Origin of the sequence: Pseudomonas sp. SW-3 (genome assembly GCF_016615645.1) — a bacterium.
Classification (GTDB): Bacteria; Pseudomonadota; Gammaproteobacteria; order Pseudomonadales; family Pseudomonadaceae; genus Aquipseudomonas; species Aquipseudomonas mandelii.
This window is the reverse complement of record NZ_CP067098.1, coordinates 1,272,237-1,291,145: the sequence shown is the minus strand read 5'-3', so window position 1 is coordinate 1,291,145 and position 18,909 is coordinate 1,272,237. Positions and strand designations below refer to the sequence as shown.

Below are 18,909 nucleotides of genomic sequence, written 5' to 3'. Positions count from 1 at the left end.
GCCCCGACCATAATTAAAGAAGAGGGAATCCCCATGTTCGTGCACAAGACCGCACTGCTCAGTGCAATCACCACGGCGCTGCTGGCCAGCGCCAGTCTCCAGGCCGCCGAACCGCTGAAAGCCGTCGGTGCCGGCGAAGGCCAGCTGGATATCGTGGCGTGGCCCGGCTACATCGAACGTGGCGAAAGCGACAAGGCCTACGACTGGGTGACCGGTTTCGAGAAGGAAACCGGCTGCAAGGTCAATGTGAAGACTGCGGCGACTTCCGATGAAATGGTCAGCCTGATGGCCAAGGGCGGTTATGACCTGGTGACGGCGTCGGGCGACGCCTCGTTGCGGTTGATCGTCGGCAAGCGTGTACAGCCGATCAACACGGCGTTGATTGCGAACTGGAAAAGCCTCGACCCACGCCTCAAAGATGCGCCGTGGTACGTGGTCAACAAGCAGACCTACGGCACCCCGTATCAGTGGGGCCCGAACGTGCTGATGTACAACACCAACGTATTCAAAACTGCGCCGACCAGCTGGGGCGTGGTGTTCGATGCGCAGAACCTGCCGGACGGCAAACCGAACAAGGGCCGCGTGCAGGCTTACGACGGCCCGATCTACATCGCCGACGCGGCGCTGTACCTGAAGACCACCAAGCCGGAACTGGGCATCAAGGACCCGTACCAACTCACCGAAGCCCAGTACAAGGCGGTACTCGATCTGTTGCGCGCCCAGCAGCCGTTGATCCATCGCTACTGGCACGACACCACCGTGCAGATGAGTGACTTCAAAAACGAAGGCGTGGTCGCATCCAGCGCCTGGCCGTATCAGGTCAACGGCCTGATCAACGAGAAACAACCGATCGCCTCGACCATCCCGAAAGAAGGCGCCACCGGTTGGGCCGACACCACGATGTTGCACGCCGAAGCCAAGCACCCGAACTGCGCTTACAAATGGATGGACTGGTCACTGCAACCGAAAGTCCAGGGTGATGTGGCGGCCTGGTTCGGTTCGTTGCCAGCGGTGCCAGCGGCCTGTACCGGCAGTGAATTGCTGGGTGCCGAAGGCTGCAAGACCAACGGCTTCGACCAGTTCGAGAAAATCGCCTTCTGGAAAACCCCGCAGGCTGAAGGGGGCAAGTTCGTGCCTTACAGCCGCTGGACCCAGGACTACATCGCGATTATGGGCGGCCGCTAACCCACCGGCCCCTGTGGCAAGGGAGCTTGCTCCCGCTGGGTGGCGAAGCTGCCCCAAAACCAGTTAATGCGGTCTATCAGAGAGACCGCATCAGTCCTTTTGGGAGTGCTGCGCACTCCAGCGGGAGCAAGCTCCCTCGCCACAATAAGTTTTCCAACCAGAAAGTTGATTCAGATTTTTCAGAAGTCCAGGCAGGGCCGCTGTGACGGCCCTCGCCTTTTTGGAGCACCGCACCATGACGCTTGCAGTCCAGTTCACCAACGTTTCCCGTCAGTTCGGCGAAGTGAAGGCCGTTGACCGGGTTTCCATCGATATCCAGGACGGCGAGTTCTTCTCCATGCTGGGCCCTTCCGGCTCGGGCAAAACCACCTGTTTGCGCCTGATCGCCGGTTTCGAACAACCGAGTGCAGGCTCCATCCGAATTCATGGCGAGGAAGCCGCCGGACTGCCGCCGTATGAGCGTGACGTCAACACGGTGTTTCAGGATTACGCGCTGTTCCCGCACATGAACGTGCTCGACAACGTCGCCTATGGCTTGAAAGTCAAAGGCGTCGGTAAAGCCGAACGGCAGAAACGCGCCGAAGAAGCCCTCGACATGGTCGCCCTCGGCGGCTACGGCGAGCGCAAACCGGTGCAACTGTCCGGTGGCCAGCGCCAGCGTGTGGCCCTGGCCCGCGCCCTGGTCAATCGCCCTCGCGTGCTGCTGCTCGACGAGCCGTTGGGCGCGCTCGACTTGAAGCTGCGCGAACAGATGCAGAGCGAGTTGAAGAAGCTGCAACGCCAGCTCGGCATTACCTTTATCTTCGTCACCCACGACCAGACTGAAGCGCTGTCGATGTCCGACCGTGTAGCAGTGTTCAACAAAGGACGCATCGAGCAGGTCGACACCCCGCGCAACCTGTACATGAAACCGGCCACCACGTTCGTCGCGGAATTCGTCGGCACGTCCAACGTGATTCGCGGCGATCTGGCCAAGCAATTGAGTGGCAATCCACAGCCGTTTTCGATTCGCCCGGAACACGTGCGTTTTGCCGAAGGCCCGCTGGCCAGCCACGAGATTGAAGTCAGCGGCTTGCTCCACGACATTCAGTACCAGGGCAGCGCCACGCGCTATGAACTGAAACTGGAAAACGGCCAGACCCTGAACATCAGCCAGGCCAACGTGCAGTGGCTGGACGTCAGCGCCCAGCACCAGACCGGGCAACGCATCAGCGCACGCTGGGCGCGCGAGGCGATGGTCCCGCTGCACGACAACGTTGTCGGTGGGGTGTGAGATGACCAGCGTGGCTATCCCTCAAACCCCGGCCGGCGGTTCGCCGCTGCGCAGGTTTTCCAACCTGCTGTATCGCCGACCGAATTTTTACCTGTCGCTGCTGCTGGTGCCGCCGCTGCTGTGGTTCGGTGCAATTTATCTCGGCTCGCTGCTGGTGCTGCTGTGGCAAGGCTTCTACACCTTCGATGACTTCACCATGGCGGTCACCCCCGACCTGACCCTGGCGAACTTCGCAGCGCTGTTCCAGCCGTCGAACTTCGACATCATCCTGCGCACGCTGAGCATGGCCGTCGCCGTGTCGCTCGCCAGCGCGATCGTCGCGTTCCCGATTGCCTATTACATGGCGCGTTACACCACTGGCAAAACCAAGGCGTTTTTCTACATCGCGGTGATGCTGCCGATGTGGGCCAGTTACATCGTCAAGGCGTATGCCTGGACCTTGCTGCTGGCCAAGGGCGGCGTCGCGCAGTGGTTCGTTCAACACCTGGGGTTGGAGCCGGTGTTGCAATTCGTGCTGGGCATTCCCGGCGTAGGCGGCAGCACTTTATCGACCTCGCACCTGGGCCGTTTCATGGTGTTCGTCTACATCTGGCTGCCGTTCATGATCCTGCCAATCCAGGCTTCGCTGGAACGCCTGCCGCCGTCGTTGTTGCAAGCGTCTGCGGACCTGGGTGCCAAGCCACGCCAGACTTTCATGCAGGTGATTCTGCCGCTGTCGATTCCAGGCATCGCGGCTGGTTCGATCTTCACCTTTTCGCTGACCCTGGGCGACTTCATCGTGCCGCAGCTGGTGGGCCCGCCGGGCTACTTTGTGGGCAGCATGGTTTACGCGCAGCAGGGCGCAATCGGCAACATGCCGATGGCCGCGGCCTTCACATTGGTGCCGATTGTGTTAATCGCCATTTACCTGACTATCGTCAAACGACTGGGGGCTTTCGATGCACTCTGACTCTTCATCACAGGGGCAGGCTTCTATCGGATTAAAAATCGCAGCCTGGGGCGGGTTGGTGTTCCTGCACTTTCCGATCCTGATCATCTTCCTTTACGCCTTCAACACCGAAGAAGCGGCGTTCAGCTTTCCACCCAAGGGCTTCACCCTGCATTGGTTCAGCGTGGCGTTTTCTCGGCCCGATGTACTGGAAGCGATCAAGTTGTCGGCCGAAATCGCCGCCATCGCGACACTGATTGCGATGGTCCTCGGCACCCTCGCGTCAGCGGCGTTGTACCGGCGGGATTTCTTCGGCAAGCAAGGCATCTCGTTGATGCTGATCCTGCCGATTGCGTTGCCCGGGATCATCACCGGGATCGCGTTGCTGGCGACCTTCAAGACACTGGGGATCGAGCCGGGGATGTTCACCATCATCGTCGGCCACGCGACCTTCTGCGTGGTGATCGTCTACAACAACGTCATCGCCCGTTTACGCCGCACTTCGCACAGTTTGATTGAAGCGTCGATGGACCTCGGCGCCGACGGTTGGCAGACCTTCCGTTACATCGTCCTGCCGAACCTTGGCTCGGCGCTGTTGGCCGGCGGCATGCTCGCGTTTGCGCTGTCGTTCGACGAAATCATCGTCACCACCTTCACCGCCGGCCATGAACGCACCCTGCCGCTGTGGCTGCTCAACCAGCTCAGCCGCCCACGGGACGTGCCAGTGACCAACGTTGTCGCGATGCTGGTGATGATGGTGACCATGCTGCCGATTCTCGGTGCTTATTACCTGACCCGGGGCGGTGAGAGCGTGGCGGGTAGCGGCGGGAAATAACGAACAACGATTACTCCCTGTCGTAACCGAATCGAATGTGGGAGCGAGCCTGCTCGCGAAAGCGGTGTGTCAGCCAACATCAATGTTGAATGTTAAACCGCATTCGCGAGCAGGCTCGCTCCCACAGTTTGAACCGGTTCCTTCAGAGAAAAACAATAGTTTGAAGAGGACAATGCCATGCAAACCAAACTCTTGATCAACGGCCGACTGATCGACGGCGACGGCCCCGCCCAACCGGTGTTCAACCCGGCCCTCGGCCGTGTGCTGGTGGAAATCAACGAAGCCAGCGAAGCCCAGGTCAATGCCGCCGTGCAAGCCGCCGACAGCGCCTTCGAAAGCTGGTCGCAAACCACGCCGAAGGAACGCTCGCTGCTGCTGCTCAAACTCGCCGACGCCATCGAAGCCCACGGCGAAGAGCTGGCCAAGCTGGAGTCGGACAACTGCGGCAAACCCTACAGCGCTGCGCTGAACGATGAGATCCCGGCGATTGCTGACGTGTTCCGTTTCTTCGCCGGCGCCAGCCGATGCATGAGCGGTTCGGCGGGTGGCGAGTACTTGCCCGGCCACACCTCGATGATCCGCCGCGACCCGGTTGGCGTGATCGCCTCCATCGCGCCGTGGAACTACCCGCTGATGATGGTCGCCTGGAAAATCGCCCCGGCCCTCGCCGCCGGTAATACCGTGGTGCTCAAGCCGTCAGAACAAACCCCGCTGACCGCGCTGCGTCTGGCGGAACTGGCGTCGGAAATCTTCCCGGCCGGCGTGCTCAACCTCGTCTTCGGCCGTGGTCCTACCGTTGGCAGCCCATTGGTCACGCACCCGAAAGTGCGCATGGTCTCGCTGACCGGCTCGATCGCCACCGGATCGAACATCATTTCCAGCACCGCCGACAGCGTCAAACGCATGCACATGGAACTGGGCGGCAAGGCCCCGGTGATCATCTTCGACGACGCCGACATCGACGCCGCCGTGGAAGGCATTCGCACCTTCGGCTTCTACAACGCTGGCCAGGATTGCACCGCCGCTTGCCGCATCTACGCGCAGGAAGGCATCTACGACAAATTCGTCGAGAAGCTTGGCGAAGCGGTCAGCAGCATCAAGTATGGGTTGCAGGATGACCCGTCGACCGAGCTGGGGCCGCTGATCACTGCGCAGCACCGTGATCGCGTGGCCGGTTTTGTCGAACGTGCCGTGGCGCAACCGCATATCCGCCTGGTCACCGGTGGCAAGTCTGTGGAGGGGAATGGTTTCTTCTTCGAGCCGACGGTGCTTGCGGACGCTCAACAGGACGACGAAATCGTCCGTCGCGAAGTGTTCGGGCCCGTGGTGTCGGTGACCAAATTCATCGATGAAGCGCAGGTGCTGGGTTGGGCCAACGATTCGGACTACGGCCTGGCGTCGTCGGTCTGGACCTCTGACGTCGGTCGCGCGCATCGCTTGTCTGCCCGCTTGCAATACGGCTGCACCTGGGTGAATACGCACTTCATGCTGGTCAGCGAAATGCCCCATGGCGGTCAGAAACTGTCTGGCTACGGGAAGGACATGTCCATGTATGGGCTGGAGGATTACACCGTTGTGCGGCATGTAATGTTCAAGCATTAAAAGCTTCGCGGGCACGCCTCGCTCCTACAGGTTCGCCGCAGTACCTGTAGGAGCGAGGCTTGCCCACGAAGGCATCACCACGGTTTCAAGGTCGAAACCGGCACCAAGCACCATCAGGGTTCAACGCCAGAAAACCAAAACAATAACCACCGATCCGGGCAGCGCCTCCAAGGCCCCGCCACGGTTTCGGACATCCGAAATCTGCCGATTTTCCGGAGCTGACACACCATGAGCGCATCACCCGAACTCTCTGTAGCCGTTGCCGACAGCGACGCCGAGCAGCTACGCAAGCTGGGTTACACCTCGAACTTCAACCGCAGCATGAGCCTGTGGGAAAACTTCGCCCTGGGCTTCACTTACCTCTCCCCGGTCGTCGGGGTTTATACCCTCTTCGGCCTGTGCTTGGCCGCCGGTGGACCGCCGATGTTCTGGGCTTATTTACTGGTCGGTTGCGGCCAGTTGCTGGTGTGCCTGATCTTCGGTGAAGTGGTCTCGCAGTTCCCGATTTCCGGCGGCGTGTACCCCTGGGCTCGTCGCTTGGTGGGCAAGCGCTGGGCGTGGATGGTCGGCTGGATCTACTCCATCGCCCTGTGCGTGACCATCGCTGCCGTTGCCGTCGGTGCCGGTCCGTACCTGGCCGCAATGATGGGCTTTGAACCGAGCAATAACACCAACATCGTCATCGCGCTGTTCCTGACGCTGTTCGCCACCCTGGTCAACCTCAGCGGCACCAAAATGCTGGCGCGGATCGCCATGTTCGGCTTCCTTTGCGAGCTGGTCGGCGCAGTGATCGTTGGCGTCTACCTGCTGATCTTCGAGCGTCACCAGTCGATCAGCGTGTTGTTCAACACCTTCGATATCAGCATTGACGGCTCGTACCTGCCGGCCTTCCTCACCGCCTCGCTGGCGGGGATGTTCCTGTACTACGGCTTCGAGGCCTGCGGCGACGTGGCCGAAGAAACCCCGAACCCAAGCAAGCAGATTCCGGTGGCCATGCGCATGACCATCTACATCGGCGGCATCGCGGCGATGTTCGCCTGCCTGGCGCTGATCCTCGCCGTGCCGGACATGCAAGCGGTAATCAACGGCACCGACAAAGACCCGGTCACCACCATCCTCAACAACGCCTTCGGCCCGGTCGGCTCGAAAGTGGTCATGGGCGTGGTGATGATTTCCTTCATCTCCTGCGTCATCAGCCTGCAAGCGGCGGCGAGTCGTCTGCTGTACTCCTACGCCCGAGATGAAATGGTCATTGGCAGTTCACTGCTGAAGAAGATTTCCCCTACGACCCAAGTGCCTGTGGCTGCGCTGTTCGTGTCCGGCGTCCTGCCGGCCCTGATCATCATTCTCGGCTTCTTCCTGCAAGATGCGGTGGCCACCATCGTCAGTTTCGCGGCGATCGGCATCTATCTGGCGTTCCAGATGATCGTCCTCGCCGCGCTATACGCACGCCTGAAAGGCTGGAAACCAAGCGGCAAATTCACCCTCGGCGGTTGGGGGTGGGCGGTGAACATCGGCGCGCTGGTTTATGGCGTCGGCGCGATCATCAACATGGCCTGGCCGCGCACACCGGATGCGGCGTGGTACATCAACTATGCGATGGTGTTGAGTACAGCGATCGTTATTGGGTTGGGGTTGTTGTACATGTGGTTGGCCAAGCCGTATGACCACGGGACTGCGCCAGCGGGGGATGCGTGGAAGGTTAGTCGGTAATAGCCAGTGTCCAGCCCGCAGCGATGCCGGCTGGACGCTTGGTGTTAGATCGGCTGAAGTTTGGAGAGGGTTTCGAATTCGTCCATCAGCAAATGGATTTCGGTGCTCGGGTTGGGTTCGCCGCTGATGGCGACATCCTCGATAATCTTTGGCGCTAAAGCTCTCGCCTTTTGAAATGGCTCACCCAGGAGTTGGGCGAAATAATTGACATCTTCGCCCTTGGCGTACTTATCCATGTTGGGCTTTTTTCTGAGGCTCTTGGCGACCAGGTCGCCGGGAGAACGCTTCCCGACTGCACGGAAAGGCTTTCGATTGAATCCGAAGTGCAGAAGCAGCCAAAACTCAAAGCAAGGATACGACGCGATGACTTTGATTTTCGGATGCGGTCTCGCCAGATTGATGGCTCGCTCAAAACACAAATGCGTATCGCGATCCAATGCACAAAACACCTTGTCGAAGCCTTTCTGACGGGCGATAGCTGTTTCAACAATGCCGCTTGGGTGTGTGATGCCGCAGTGGGCAATTTCTACTAGAGCGCTGGCACGAAAATGGAATGCGGCCTCCTCCAGATATCGTTTTCCTGACTTGCTGTCTTCACAGAGAATCAGCACTTTGGGTTGAGGCTTGAACCGGGGTGCCTTCCGATCAAACAGCCGTATTGAACGCGCCATGTTCAACCTCGCCTTATCAACGGTAACCCACGATAACGGCCCTCAAAGTAGCGTTTTTCGACGTTTTCTCCTTCCCTGCCTTCAAAATCGTGAACCGAAAAAAGACAGGTCGCACCCTTAGCATCGCGTTCGGTAATCCAGAACTGATCGCGCCGAAGTGCTTTGGTATTCATTAGATGAGTGTCGTGGGTGGTAAAGATCAGTTGAGTACCTAGCCCACTGTCCAAGTGTTTCTCAATCAGACCATCGACTATTGAGGGATGAAGGCTGCTGTCCAATTCATCGACAGAAAGAATCCCGCTCCCATCGGCGTGATTGATCATGAACCAGGGCAGCCAGAAACCGATCAGGTTTTTTGTACCGCCGGACTCCTCTGAAAAATCGAACTCGGCTTTTCCTAAAAGGCTCGTATGCGTCAGGGTGACTTTGTCTTTTTGGGTCTCCGCAAAGAACTCCTTAAGTGTGAGTTTTTTTGTACGGTGAAAAGATTCTGCGTCTTCGGTGTTGAGGTGAATAGCTGACACCGGGATATCCACTTCCTTTAGAAAGTCTCGCAAATTGCCAGTGTGATCCGAGGCCATCTTCAGAAATCTGATGGACGCAGCAGACAGCCCCATCATGTTGTTCTGCTCAATAACCAACAGACCTGATTGAAACCAGCTAAACGGGGCCCGCAACTGGGTCAGCTCTTCGCTACTGTTCGCCACCGCCTGTGAAATAAACAACATTTTTGGGCTCGTCAGGCGCCGCCATGCACTGTGGACTTCTTTACCACCCTCAAGACTTGCCCCAAAGGCATATTGCTCCCCCTTCTCCCCCAAAAGACGCTGATACAGCAGCGTTTCCTTACCGTTGGGATAGGAAATCAGTTGTTCCTCGATAATCCGCTGAGCCGTCAGGCGTAGAACAAAGCGATATCGGAGCCCGCGCTGAATGAAGTTGTACTCAAAAGAACTGGGTTCGTTTTGAAGTTGCGAGTCAAAACGAAATGGCGAGACCGGTAGCGGTTCATCATTTGAGGAAGGTAATGCGGTGAGCAGCTGTCCGATGATCCCCATCGCCCGGATGAGCGAAGATTTACCGGACGCATTCGGCCCGTAGATCGCAGCCACCTTCAACAAATCCGGTAGTTTTTCTCCATTTAAGGGCGGCGTAAACAGGTTGCGTTTTTTACTCAAGCGCGGCGTCGCAGCCATGGACAGGGTTTGCCTGTCGCGGAAGGAGCGATAGTTGGAAACAGAAAATTCAATCAGCATGCAGCGAACCCGCAGTTCAGTCCTGAAAGGCCAAAAAATAAAGGAAAAAACAGCCGTTCGGCGCAGTCGCACTGCACTTCACGCAAAAACAGGAAATTCCTACAGACCGAGCCTTCCGTTAGAAGCTCCAATTCCTACAACGCGCGGCGCCAGAGTAGACTTGGCGCCGCGAGCGCCTGAACGATAGGCTTTACCTCGTCGCTGCCAAATCAGCGACCCGGTGTCGAAGCCGGTAAATCATCAACATGGCGCATCCGCGCCCCCATATGAACTGGGGCAATTTTTTGCCTTTCAGTTTTGCTTTATGGTGGGCCGTGTGGCGCGGGCCTCTTGGCTTGCATGTTGATCGAGAATGTCCCGACTTCGAACGCCGCACGGTCCGCCACCCATAATCTGTCGAAGGATTAGTGGCGGCTCCCTTTTCAACATGGAGTCGAAAAATGCTCAAGCACCCGCTAAATCCGTCTGAAACCCATCCTCATTTCATCCCTACCGTCTTCACCCGCCACAACCGCTTCCTCCACGCCTTCATGCAGGACAACCAAGCCTGGTTCTGCGTCCAGGACCTCGGTCGCTTGATGGGCCGTCCGCTGGACCAACGTCTCACCCTGAAACTCGATCCCGATCAACGCCGATACGTCTGGTTGCTGAAGGATGGCAAAACCGTCGAATCGTTGATGGTCAGCGAATCGGGAATGTATGCGCTGCTAGTCCACCATTTCATCCCGGAAAACCGAAACCTGCGTCAGTGGCTAAGCAACGAAGTCATCCCGACGCTGCGCGAGTCGAAAGCGGCTGTGGATAACATTCCAAGTCTGAGCTCGTTGCAGTGGGCAGGCATCTCGGTGCCGCTGCTGCACTGGCAGCATCAAGCCTGGATCAAGTGGCGCGACATGCCGGATCTGATGCAGGTACAGCGACCGTTCACGATCGTGGGCACTTGCAGTTGAAGGCAGGGTGAAAAATGAAAAAGGGGCAGACTTTACAGTCCGCCCCTTGGCTTAGCGCTCAAAACCGCGAAACACTCCGCATCGCATCCACCAGATACCGCATCGCAATCCGGTCGTTTTCCGACAACTCGCGATACCGCTCCAGCAGCTTCATTTCGTCCGAACTGAGGCGATGCCTTCGCCGCCCGGTGGCCAGGCAAGGGAAGATTCCCAACATTTCTGTGATGCCTTGTACTTTCGTCATGGACGATGTCCTTCTATAAGCCCGAGAAAACTTCAAAAACCGCATCGCCCTATCCTTTTATTAGCCGCCGGCCTGAAGGGCAGAAACCGGTCATGAACACAGGATAGGAACATTCCCGGCGCTGAAAAGCGGTTTTTAGAGTAATTAGTCAAAAAAAGCAGAAATGCCCTATAAATCAGAAAGTGCTGTCGGAAAAATTCACCGACATGTCTTGTTTCATTGCCGCATCATCAAAGTGCTACCAATCATTTTTTCTCTGCAACCGAACGGTTTAAGCTATTTGTTATCTGTTTAAAGTCCGTTGCGTTTGGCCGAAGGCATGTCCGAACCGATATTTTTGATCCAGCACGTGCCAGGAACGGCGCGGGATTGTTCACGACAGGTTGTACTTATGCATCGCAGGAATTTGCTCAAAGCGTCCATGGCCATCGCTGCCTACACCGGTTTGTCGGCCACCGGCCTGCTCGCCTCCCGTGCCTGGGCGGCCAGCGGCACCGCTGACGGCGCAGCCCAGGCGTTCGATTTCGAGACGCTGAAGATTCAGGCCAAGCAACTCGCCGGCAATCGCTATCAGGACACCAAGCAGGTGCTGCCGCCGACGCTGGCGACCATGACGCCGCAGAATTTCAACGCGATCCGCTACGACGGCAACCACTCGCTGTGGAAAGACTTGAACGGTCAGCTGGACGTGCAGTTCTTCCACGTCGGCATGGGCTTCAAGCAGCCGGTGCGCATGTACAGCGTCGATCCCAAGACCCGCCAGGCCCGGGAAGTGCATTTCCGCCCTTCCCTGTTCAACTATGAAAAAACCACGGTCGACACCAAGCAGCTCACCGGCGACCTGGGGTTTTCCGGGTTCAAGCTGTTCAAGGCCCCGGAACTGGACAGGCACGATGTGTTGTCCTTCCTCGGCGCCAGTTATTTCCGCGCGGTAGACGCCACTGGCCAGTACGGTCTGTCGGCCCGCGGCCTGGCCGTCGATACCTACGCCAAGAAGCGTGAGGAATTCCCGGACTTCACCAAGTTCTGGTTCGAGACGCCGGGCAAGGACAGCACCCGCTTTGTGGTCTACGCGCTGCTGGATTCGCCGAGCGCCACTGGCGCCTATCGCTTTGACATCGATTGCCAGGCCGAACGCGTGGTGATGGAGATTGACGCCCACATCAACGCGCGCACCGCCATCGAACAACTGGGCATCGCACCGATGACCAGCATGTTCAGCTGCGGCACCCACGAGCGCCGGATGTGCGACACCATTCACCCGCAAATCCACGACTCGGATCGCCTGGCCATGTGGCGCGGTAACGGCGAGTGGATCTGCCGCCCGCTGAACAACCCGGCGACCCTGCAGTTCAACGCCTTCGCCGACACCGACCCGAAAGGTTTCGGCCTGGTGCAGACCGATCACGAGTTCGCTAATTATCAGGACACTGTCGACTGGTACAGCAAGCGTCCAAGCCTGTGGGTAGAACCTACGACCGCGTGGGGCGAAGGCTCTATCGATCTGTTGGAAATTCCTACAACCGGCGAAACCCTCGATAACATCGTCGCGTTCTGGACTCCGAAGAAGCCGGTCGCGGCCGGTGATTCCCTGAACTACGGCTACAAGCTCTACTGGAGCGCCCTGCCACCGGTGAGCACGCCGCTGGCGCGGGTCAATGCGACCCGTTCGGGCATGGGCGGGTTTATCGAAGGTTGGGCGCCGGGCGAGCATTACCCGGAAGTCTGGGCTCGACGCTTTGCCGTGGACTTCAACGGTGGCGGCCTGGATCGCTTGCCGGAAGGCGCGGGGATCGAGCCCGTGGTGACCTGCTCGAACGGCGAGGTGAAGGACTTCAACGTGCTGGTGCTGGATGACATCAAGGGCTATCGGATTACCTTCGATTGGTACCCGACCAATGACAGCGTGGCGCCGGTTGAGCTGCGGTTGTTCATTCGCACTAATGACCGGACGTTGAGTGAGACCTGGTTGTACCAGTATTTCCCGCCAGCGCCGGATAAGCGTAAGTACACCTGATAACAAGAGGTTGTCTGGGCCGGCCCCTTCGCGAGCAAGCCTCGCTCCTACCAGGGCATGCGATCAACTGTAGGAGCGAGGCTTGCCCGCGAAGACGGTCTGACAGACGACAAATGTTTCGGCACAGAAACACAAAAGCCCCGATCACAGCGATCGGGGCTTTTTGCTTTTACAGCCGAATTCAGTCTCGCAAATCCGACTCATGAATCGGCTGATCCCGATGGGTCGCCCGCTGATACTGCGCCGGCCAGATCGCCTTGCGACCGCCCAGATCATCATCGGCATGCAGCGGCCAATACGGATCGCGCAACAGTTCCCGCGCAAGGAAGATGATGTCCGCCTGGCAGGTGCGCAAGATGTGTTCGGCCTGGGCCGGTTCGGTAATCATTCCGACCGTACCGGTGGCGATGCCTGACTCCTTGCGCACCCGTTCGGCAAATCGGGTCTGGTAACCCGGCCCTGTAGGAATTTCGGCGTTGGCCGCCGTACCGCCCGACGAGACGTCAATCAGGTCCACACCCAGATCTTTCAGGCGCCGCGCCAACTCCACTGTTTCATCAGGGTTCCAGCCATCTTCCACCCAATCGGTGGCCGACACTCGCACAAACACCGGCAACTCTTCCGGCCAGACAGCACGCACCGCCTCGGTGACTTGCAGCACCAGCCGAATCCGGTTCTCGAACGAACCGCCATATTGATCGCGTCGCTGATTGCTCAGGGGCGAAAGAAACTGATGCAGCAGGTAACCGTGAGCGGCATGGACTTCGACCACTTTGAAACCGGCAGTCAGCGCTCGCTTGGCTGAGGCGACAAAGGCCTGAATGACCTCAGCAATCTCGCTTTCATCCAGCTGCTTGGGATGTGTGTGCTGCGGGTCGAAAGCAATCGGCGACGGCCCTACCGGCACCCAGCCGCCGTCTTCGGGTTTGACGCTGCCATGCTTGCCGATCCACGGCCGATGGGTGCTGGCTTTGCGCCCGGCGTGCGCCAGTTGAATACCGGCCACCGCGCCCTGAGCGGCGATGAAGCGCGTGATGCGTTGCAGGGGTTCGATTTGTTCGTCATTCCACAAGCCGAGGTCCTCGGCGGTGATGCGCCCGTCGGCCGTGACCGCCGTGGCTTCAGTAAAAATCAGGCCGGCCCCGCCGACGGCGCGGCTGCCGAGGTGGACCAGGTGCCAGTCATTGGCCAGCCCATCGACGCTGGAGTACTGGCACATCGGTGATACGGCAATGCGGTTGAGCAGGGTCAATTGACGAAGGGTATAGGGTTCAAGCAGCAGACTCATGGGGCACCTCTCGAATCAGTGGGCAGGCTCCAGGGTTCTGTTTGAAAAGTCGACGAGTGACAGGAAAAAGGCGCAGCACCCGCCCCCGCGGGCAAAAATTGGACAAGACGTCACAAGGATAATCAAGCAGTGCTTAGAGCCTAGTCGACATCGGGGGATGAGGGAGGGTTCCGAGGGATTCGGTGTCAGAAAGATCGCTATCGCGAACAGGCTCGCTCCCACAGGTTTTGTGCAAATCCTGTAGGAGTGAGCCTGCTCGCGAAGGGCTCAACGCGGTTCGATGTGGGCAATCATCAGCTGCACCGTCTCGTTCCCGCGAAACTCGTTGAGGTCGAGTTTGTAGGCCAATTCCACCCACTTGATGGTCGGATTCGGCCAAATGTCGCGGTCGATGCCGAAGGCAATGCCATCGAGCTTCACCGAGCCACATTCGCTTCTGAGCACCACTTTGAGGTGTCGCTCGCCGACGACGCGCTGTTCAACCAACTGAAACACGCCATGAAACAAAGGTTCAGGGAAGTGCTGCCCCCAAGGTCCGGCATGGCGTAGCGCACGGGCCAGTTCGAGATGGAATTCTTCGACCGCCAAAACCCCGTCCGACAGCAGACGCCCGGTCAGGTCTTCTTCGCGCAATTGCCGGCGCACTTCAGCGTCGAAGGCCTCGGCGAACAACGGAAAATTTGCTTCCGGCAAGGTCAGACCGGCCGCCATGGCGTGGCCGCCGTACTTGCTGATCAGGTTCGGATGCTGCGCGGCCACCACACTCAAGGCGTCACGAATATGAAAGCCCTGAACCGAACGCCCTGACCCTTTGAGCAAACCATCGCCAGCATCGGCAAAGGCAATGGTCGGACGGAAATAGCGCTCTTTCATACGCGAAGCGAGGATGCCGATGACGCCCTGGTGCCACTCGGGATCAAACAGGCACAGGCCGAACGGCATCGATTCGACCGGCAAATCCTTGAGCTGAGCCAGCGCTTCACGCTGCATGCCCTGCTCAATGGATTTGCGGTCCTGGTTCATGCCGTCAAGCTGCACGGCCATTTCCCGCGCCAACCCGGCGTCGTCGGTGATCAGGCATTCGATGCCCAGGCTCATGTCATCCAGGCGCCCCGCCGCATTCAGGCGCGGGCCGACAATGAAGCCCAGGTCGGTCGAGGTGATGCGTGCCGGTTCGCGCTTGGCGACTTCGAGAATCGCCTTGATGCCCGGACGGGCGCGGCCGGCGCGAATCCGCTCCAGGCCCTGGTGCACCAGAATCCGATTGTTGGCATCCAGCGGCACCACGTCGGCGACGCTGCCCAGCGCCACCAGGTCCAGCAGCTCGCCAATGTTCGGCTGCGGCGTGCTCGCGTACCAGCCGAGGCTACGCAAGCGTGCGCGCAGGGCCATCAATACATAGAAAATCACCCCGACGCCGGCCAGTGCCTTGCTCGGAAATTCGCACCCCGGCTGGTTCGGATTGACGATGGCATCGGCTAACGGCAGTTCGTCGCCGGGCAGGTGGTGGTCGGTGACCAGCACGCTCAGGCCTGCCTTTTTCGCTGCCGCCACGCCTTCGACGCTGGAGATGCCGTTGTCCACCGTAATCAGCAACTGCGGCGTGCGCGTCAGCGCCACCTCAACGATTTCCGGGGTCAGGCCATAGCCATACTCGAAGCGGTTCGGCACCAGATAATCGACATGTGCCGCGCCCAGCAGCCGCAAACCCAACACGCCCACGGTACTGGCGGTCGCGCCATCGGCGTCGAAGTCGCCGACAATCAGAATCCGCTGGCGCTGTTCCAACGCCGTGACCAGCAAATCCACCGCCGCATCCATGCCCTTGAGCTGCTGGAACGGGATCAACCGCGCCAGGCTCTTGTCCAGTTCCGCCTCGGATTGCACGCCACGCGCCGCGTAAAGACGCGTCAGCAGCGGCGGCAGATCGCCGAGGAATGGCAGGGTGTCGGGCAACAGGCGAGGTTCGATGCGCATGGGGTGACAGGTGCTTCTCTTGAATACGTAGGATAAAACCGGATCAAACGGACAAACGGCGAAAAATCAGCCGCGCTCGCCGCTCAGCCACTGCAACTGGACTTCATGCTGACCCCGGTCGTCGGTGACGAAAATCGTCCCTTCGCTGATCATCACGTCCCACTTGATAACGCGGGGCATGTCTTTGGCCAAGGTTTCCAGGATGTCCTGAGGCACGGCTGCGATGTGCACGTTTTTCAGGTTCTTGATCGCGGGGATCACTTTGGTTTCCCAGACGCGCAGACTGCCGTAAGCCAACAGGCTGGTGCGCTCGGTACGGCGCGAGCACCAGGTCAGGCGATCGGCGTCCGGCTGGCCGACTTCGATCCAGTGCAGGACGCGGTCGTCCAGGCTCTTTTCCCACAGGGCAGGTTCATCCACGTCTGACAGACCACGACCGAATGACAGCTGCTCGTTGTACCAGAAGGCGTAGGCCAACAGCCGCACGGTCATGCGCTCTTCGGTTTCCGAAGGGTGACGGGCGATGGTCTGCTTCACGGTCTCGTAGATGCTGCGGTCGAGGTCGGTGAGGTTCAGTTCAAACTTGTAGGTCGTGGACGGCTGGGCCATGAACGGGCTTCTTGATACGAGGAAAGGCGGCAAGTCTAACCGATGCAGTAGGCAATCAACGAATAGAAGGCGATCAACCTTGGTCGTCTGACGTTGGGCTATGTTAAAAGGCTATATCCGCTCAGCCTTTGTCCTACAGGATCCAGCATGCCGCTCACCGCCAAACCGCTCTCAGGTCTGAAAGTCATCGAATTGGGCACCTTGATCGCCGGCCCGTTTGCCTCGCGCATTTGCGGTGAATTCGGCGCCGAAGTAATCAAGATCGAATCCCCCGACGGCGGCGATCCGCTGCGCAAATGGCGAAAACTCTACGAAGGCACCTCGCTGTGGTGGTTCGTCCAGGCCCGCAACAAAAAATCCCTGACCCTGAACCTGAAACACCCTGACGGCCTGGCAATCCTGAAAAAGCTGCTGGCCGAAGCGGACATCCTGATCGAGAATTTTCGCCCTGGCGTGTTGGAAAAACTCGGCCTGGGCTGGGACGTCTTGCACGCCCTCAACCCGAAACTGGTGATGGTACGGCTGTCGGGCTTCGGCCAGACCGGGCCGATGAAGGATCAACCCGGTTTTGGCGCCGTTGGTGAATCCATGGGCGGCCTGCGCTACATCACCGGTTTCGAAGACCGGCCACCGGTGCGCACCGGGATTTCCATCGGTGACTCGATTGCCGCGCTATGGGGTGTGATTGGCGCACTGATGGCGTTGCGTCACCGCGAGGTCAACGGTGGCCAGGGCCAGGTGGTTGATGTGGCGCTGTATGAAGCAATCTTCGCCATGATGGAAAGCATGGTGCCGGAGTTCGATGTGTTCGGTTTCATTCGCGAGCGCACCGGCAACATCATGCCAGGCATCACGCCCTCCTCGATTCACACCAGCGCCGACGGCAAGCATGTGCAGATAGGCGCCAATGGCGATGCAATCTTCAAACGCTTCATGCTGGTCATCGGTCGCGAAGACCTGGCCAACGACCCGGTGCTGGCCAGCAACGATGGCCGCGACAGCCGCCGTGACGAGATTTACGGGGTGATCGATCGCTGGGTCAATTCGCAGCCGCTGGACACCGTGCTCACGCAGCTGAATCAGGCCGATGTACCTGTCAGTCGGATCTTCAGCGCCGAAGACATGTTCAGTGACCCGCAGTATCTGGCCCGGGAAATGTTCCTGCAGGCCAAGCTGCCGGACGGCAAAGACTTCAAGATGCCGGGGATTGTGCCGAAACTCTCTGAGACACCCGGCGATTGCGAATGGGTCGGGCCGCAGTTAGGCGAGCACAACGCGCAGGTACTCAACGATCTTGGTTACGACCCGCAACAGATTGCCAAGCTGCGCGAAGACGGGGCCATCTAAGCTGAAACGCCTGCTTTCAACAGCCACTCACAACACCCGCAACTGGCGTACAGCGGCGGTATTGGGGCTATTGGCCGCGCTGGCGACACCCGTTTGGGCACAACCCAAAGCGACGCTGATCTGGTTACTCCGCGACTTGCCACCCACGATGATCTTTGAAGGTCCGAAAAAAGGTCAGGGGATTGTCGATCAGATCCTGCCGCTGTTGATAGCCGGGATGCCGCAATACGAGCACACCCTGATGCGAGTCAACCGGGCCCGCGCCATGCAAATGCTCCGCGAAGAATCGTTTACCTGCGATCCGTCACTGGTCTGGACCAAAGAGCGCGAACAATGGATTGCGTTCTCCATTCCGGCCTTCCGCGCGGTGAGCAATGGACTTGTCGTCCGCCGGGAAGACCGCGCGCAGCTGGATCCTTTTCTGATCGACGGCGAAGTCGATCTTGCGGCTCTGCTGGCCAGTGGCCAAAAGAAAATCGGGGTCGTCGCCGAGCGCAGTTACGGCCAAGTCCTCGACACGCTGCTGAAACTGGCGCCACCGGACGCACTGGCTCCCCATTACGGCAACGATGCCCTTGCCAGTCTGTTGCAGATGCAGCGCCTGGGCCGTTTGCAAATGGTTCTGGGGTACTGGCCGGAAATTCGCTATCAGGCTAATCGAGAGCACATCGCCGACGATCAGCTGGAATTTTACCCGGTGAAGGGCACGGGCAAATACCTGTCGGGGCACATTGGCTGCTCCGGTACAGTCCAGGGCCGCAAGGCCATCCAAGAGATCAATGAACTGTTACGCACCCTGCCCCATGAGCGACTGGACCAGCTGTACGCTGAGTGGCTGGACCCCGAAAGACGCAACGACTACCTGAAAGAAGCCAAAGCCTTTTTCGAGAATCAGGCTGGGCAATGACAAATCGCAGGCAAAAGAAACCCCGAGAAGTGGGGAGACGACTCGGGGTTAAACGTGGCCTACATAAAGACCAGTGGCAGCAAGCTACAAGCACCGGAGCACAATGC

The 18,909-nt window shown here is 58.9% G+C and carries 16 protein-coding genes; 10 read left to right on the top strand and 6 right to left on the bottom strand.

What is annotated here, in order from left to right:
• Window positions 1-33: 33 nt before the first annotated feature.
• The 6 genes from ydcS (at window position 34) to JIO00_RS05645 (ending at window position 7,536) form a co-directional block, all read left to right on the top strand.
• Window positions 34-1,185, top strand: a complete 1,152-nt coding sequence (ydcS, locus tag JIO00_RS05670) for a putative ABC transporter substrate-binding protein YdcS (protein WP_145306844.1) — start codon at window positions 34-36, stop codon at window positions 1,183-1,185.
• Between the two features lie 235 nt (window positions 1,186-1,420).
• Window positions 1,421-2,458, top strand: coding sequence for an ABC transporter ATP-binding protein (locus JIO00_RS05665; RefSeq protein WP_010462946.1), 1,038 nt, complete (start codon window positions 1,421-1,423; stop codon window positions 2,456-2,458).
• A gap of 1 nt (window position 2,459) precedes the next feature.
• Entirely contained in the window at window positions 2,460-3,407 is a 948-nt protein-coding gene (locus tag JIO00_RS05660; RefSeq protein ID WP_077748299.1) for an ABC transporter permease, read from the top strand.
• A complete protein-coding gene (locus tag JIO00_RS05655; protein WP_042932340.1) occupies window positions 3,397-4,221 on the top strand; it encodes an ABC transporter permease in 825 nt (274 codons plus the stop codon). Before JIO00_RS05660 ends, JIO00_RS05655 begins: the two co-directional genes overlap by 11 nt.
• 177 nt (window positions 4,222-4,398) lie before the next feature.
• Window positions 4,399-5,823 carry a gamma-aminobutyraldehyde dehydrogenase gene (locus tag JIO00_RS05650; protein ID WP_200667783.1) on the top strand — a complete coding sequence of 475 codons (1,425 nt, stop codon included), beginning with the start codon at window positions 4,399-4,401 and terminating at the stop codon, window positions 5,821-5,823.
• Between the two features lie 228 nt (window positions 5,824-6,051).
• Window positions 6,052-7,536, top strand: a complete 1,485-nt coding sequence (locus JIO00_RS05645; protein WP_169856294.1) for an APC family permease — start codon at window positions 6,052-6,054, stop codon at window positions 7,534-7,536.
• Window positions 7,537-7,580: 44 nt separating this feature from the next.
• Here the strand turns inward: JIO00_RS05645 and JIO00_RS05640 are convergent, their stop codons facing one another.
• Together JIO00_RS05640 and JIO00_RS05635 are read right to left on the bottom strand one after the other, a co-directional pair.
• A complete protein-coding gene (locus JIO00_RS05640) occupies window positions 7,581-8,207 on the bottom strand; it encodes an RloB family protein (RefSeq protein ID WP_077748296.1) in 627 nt (208 codons plus the stop codon).
• 2 nt (window positions 8,208-8,209) lie between these two features.
• Entirely contained in the window at window positions 8,210-9,463 is a 1,254-nt protein-coding gene (locus JIO00_RS05635; protein ID WP_200667782.1) for an AAA family ATPase, read from the bottom strand.
• Window positions 9,464-9,903: 440 nt separating this feature from the next.
• On the opposite strand from JIO00_RS05635, the gene JIO00_RS05630 reads away from it, so the two are divergent.
• Window positions 9,904-10,413 carry a BRO-N domain-containing protein gene (locus JIO00_RS05630; RefSeq protein ID WP_077748294.1) on the top strand — a complete coding sequence of 170 codons (510 nt, stop codon included), beginning with the start codon at window positions 9,904-9,906 and terminating at the stop codon, window positions 10,411-10,413.
• 58 nt (window positions 10,414-10,471) lie between these two features.
• Here JIO00_RS05630 and JIO00_RS05625 read toward each other — a convergent pair whose 3' ends face one another.
• The gene (locus tag JIO00_RS05625; protein WP_010462962.1) at window positions 10,472-10,657 is read right to left on the bottom strand and encodes a hypothetical protein; all 186 of its coding nucleotides are present in this window, start codon (window positions 10,655-10,657) and stop codon (window positions 10,472-10,474) included.
• A 391-nt stretch (window positions 10,658-11,048) separates the two neighbouring features.
• Here JIO00_RS05625 and JIO00_RS05620 point away from each other — a divergent pair, with 391 nt between their 5' ends.
• Window positions 11,049-12,674, top strand: coding sequence for a glucan biosynthesis protein D (locus JIO00_RS05620; RefSeq protein WP_077748293.1), 1,626 nt, complete (start codon window positions 11,049-11,051; stop codon window positions 12,672-12,674).
• 181 nt (window positions 12,675-12,855) lie between these two features.
• Here the strand turns inward: JIO00_RS05620 and JIO00_RS05615 are convergent, their stop codons facing one another.
• The 3 genes from JIO00_RS05615 to JIO00_RS05605 all read right to left on the bottom strand — a co-directional run bounded on the left by JIO00_RS05615 (window position 12,856) and on the right by JIO00_RS05605 (window position 16,548).
• Window positions 12,856-13,962: an NADH:flavin oxidoreductase/NADH oxidase gene (locus tag JIO00_RS05615; protein WP_010462966.1), complete on the bottom strand. Its 1,107-nt coding sequence runs from the start codon at window positions 13,960-13,962 to the stop codon at window positions 12,856-12,858.
• A 267-nt stretch (window positions 13,963-14,229) separates the two neighbouring features.
• Window positions 14,230-15,939, bottom strand: a complete 1,710-nt coding sequence (gene recJ, locus JIO00_RS05610; protein ID WP_077748292.1) for a single-stranded-DNA-specific exonuclease RecJ — start codon at window positions 15,937-15,939, stop codon at window positions 14,230-14,232.
• Between the two features lie 66 nt (window positions 15,940-16,005).
• Window positions 16,006-16,548 (bottom strand): YaeQ family protein, encoded by a 543-nt coding sequence (locus tag JIO00_RS05605; protein ID WP_200667781.1) that lies wholly within the window; start codon window positions 16,546-16,548, stop codon window positions 16,006-16,008.
• A gap of 147 nt (window positions 16,549-16,695) precedes the next feature.
• Here JIO00_RS05605 and JIO00_RS05600 point away from each other — a divergent pair, with 147 nt between their 5' ends.
• Window positions 16,696-17,895, top strand: a complete 1,200-nt coding sequence (locus tag JIO00_RS05600; protein WP_200667780.1) for a CaiB/BaiF CoA transferase family protein — start codon at window positions 16,696-16,698, stop codon at window positions 17,893-17,895.
• A complete protein-coding gene (locus JIO00_RS05595; RefSeq protein ID WP_049870738.1) occupies window positions 17,843-18,802 on the top strand; it encodes a TIGR02285 family protein in 960 nt (319 codons plus the stop codon). The genes JIO00_RS05600 and JIO00_RS05595 overlap by 53 nt, the downstream gene beginning before the upstream one ends.
• Window positions 18,803-18,909 lie beyond the last annotated feature (107 nt).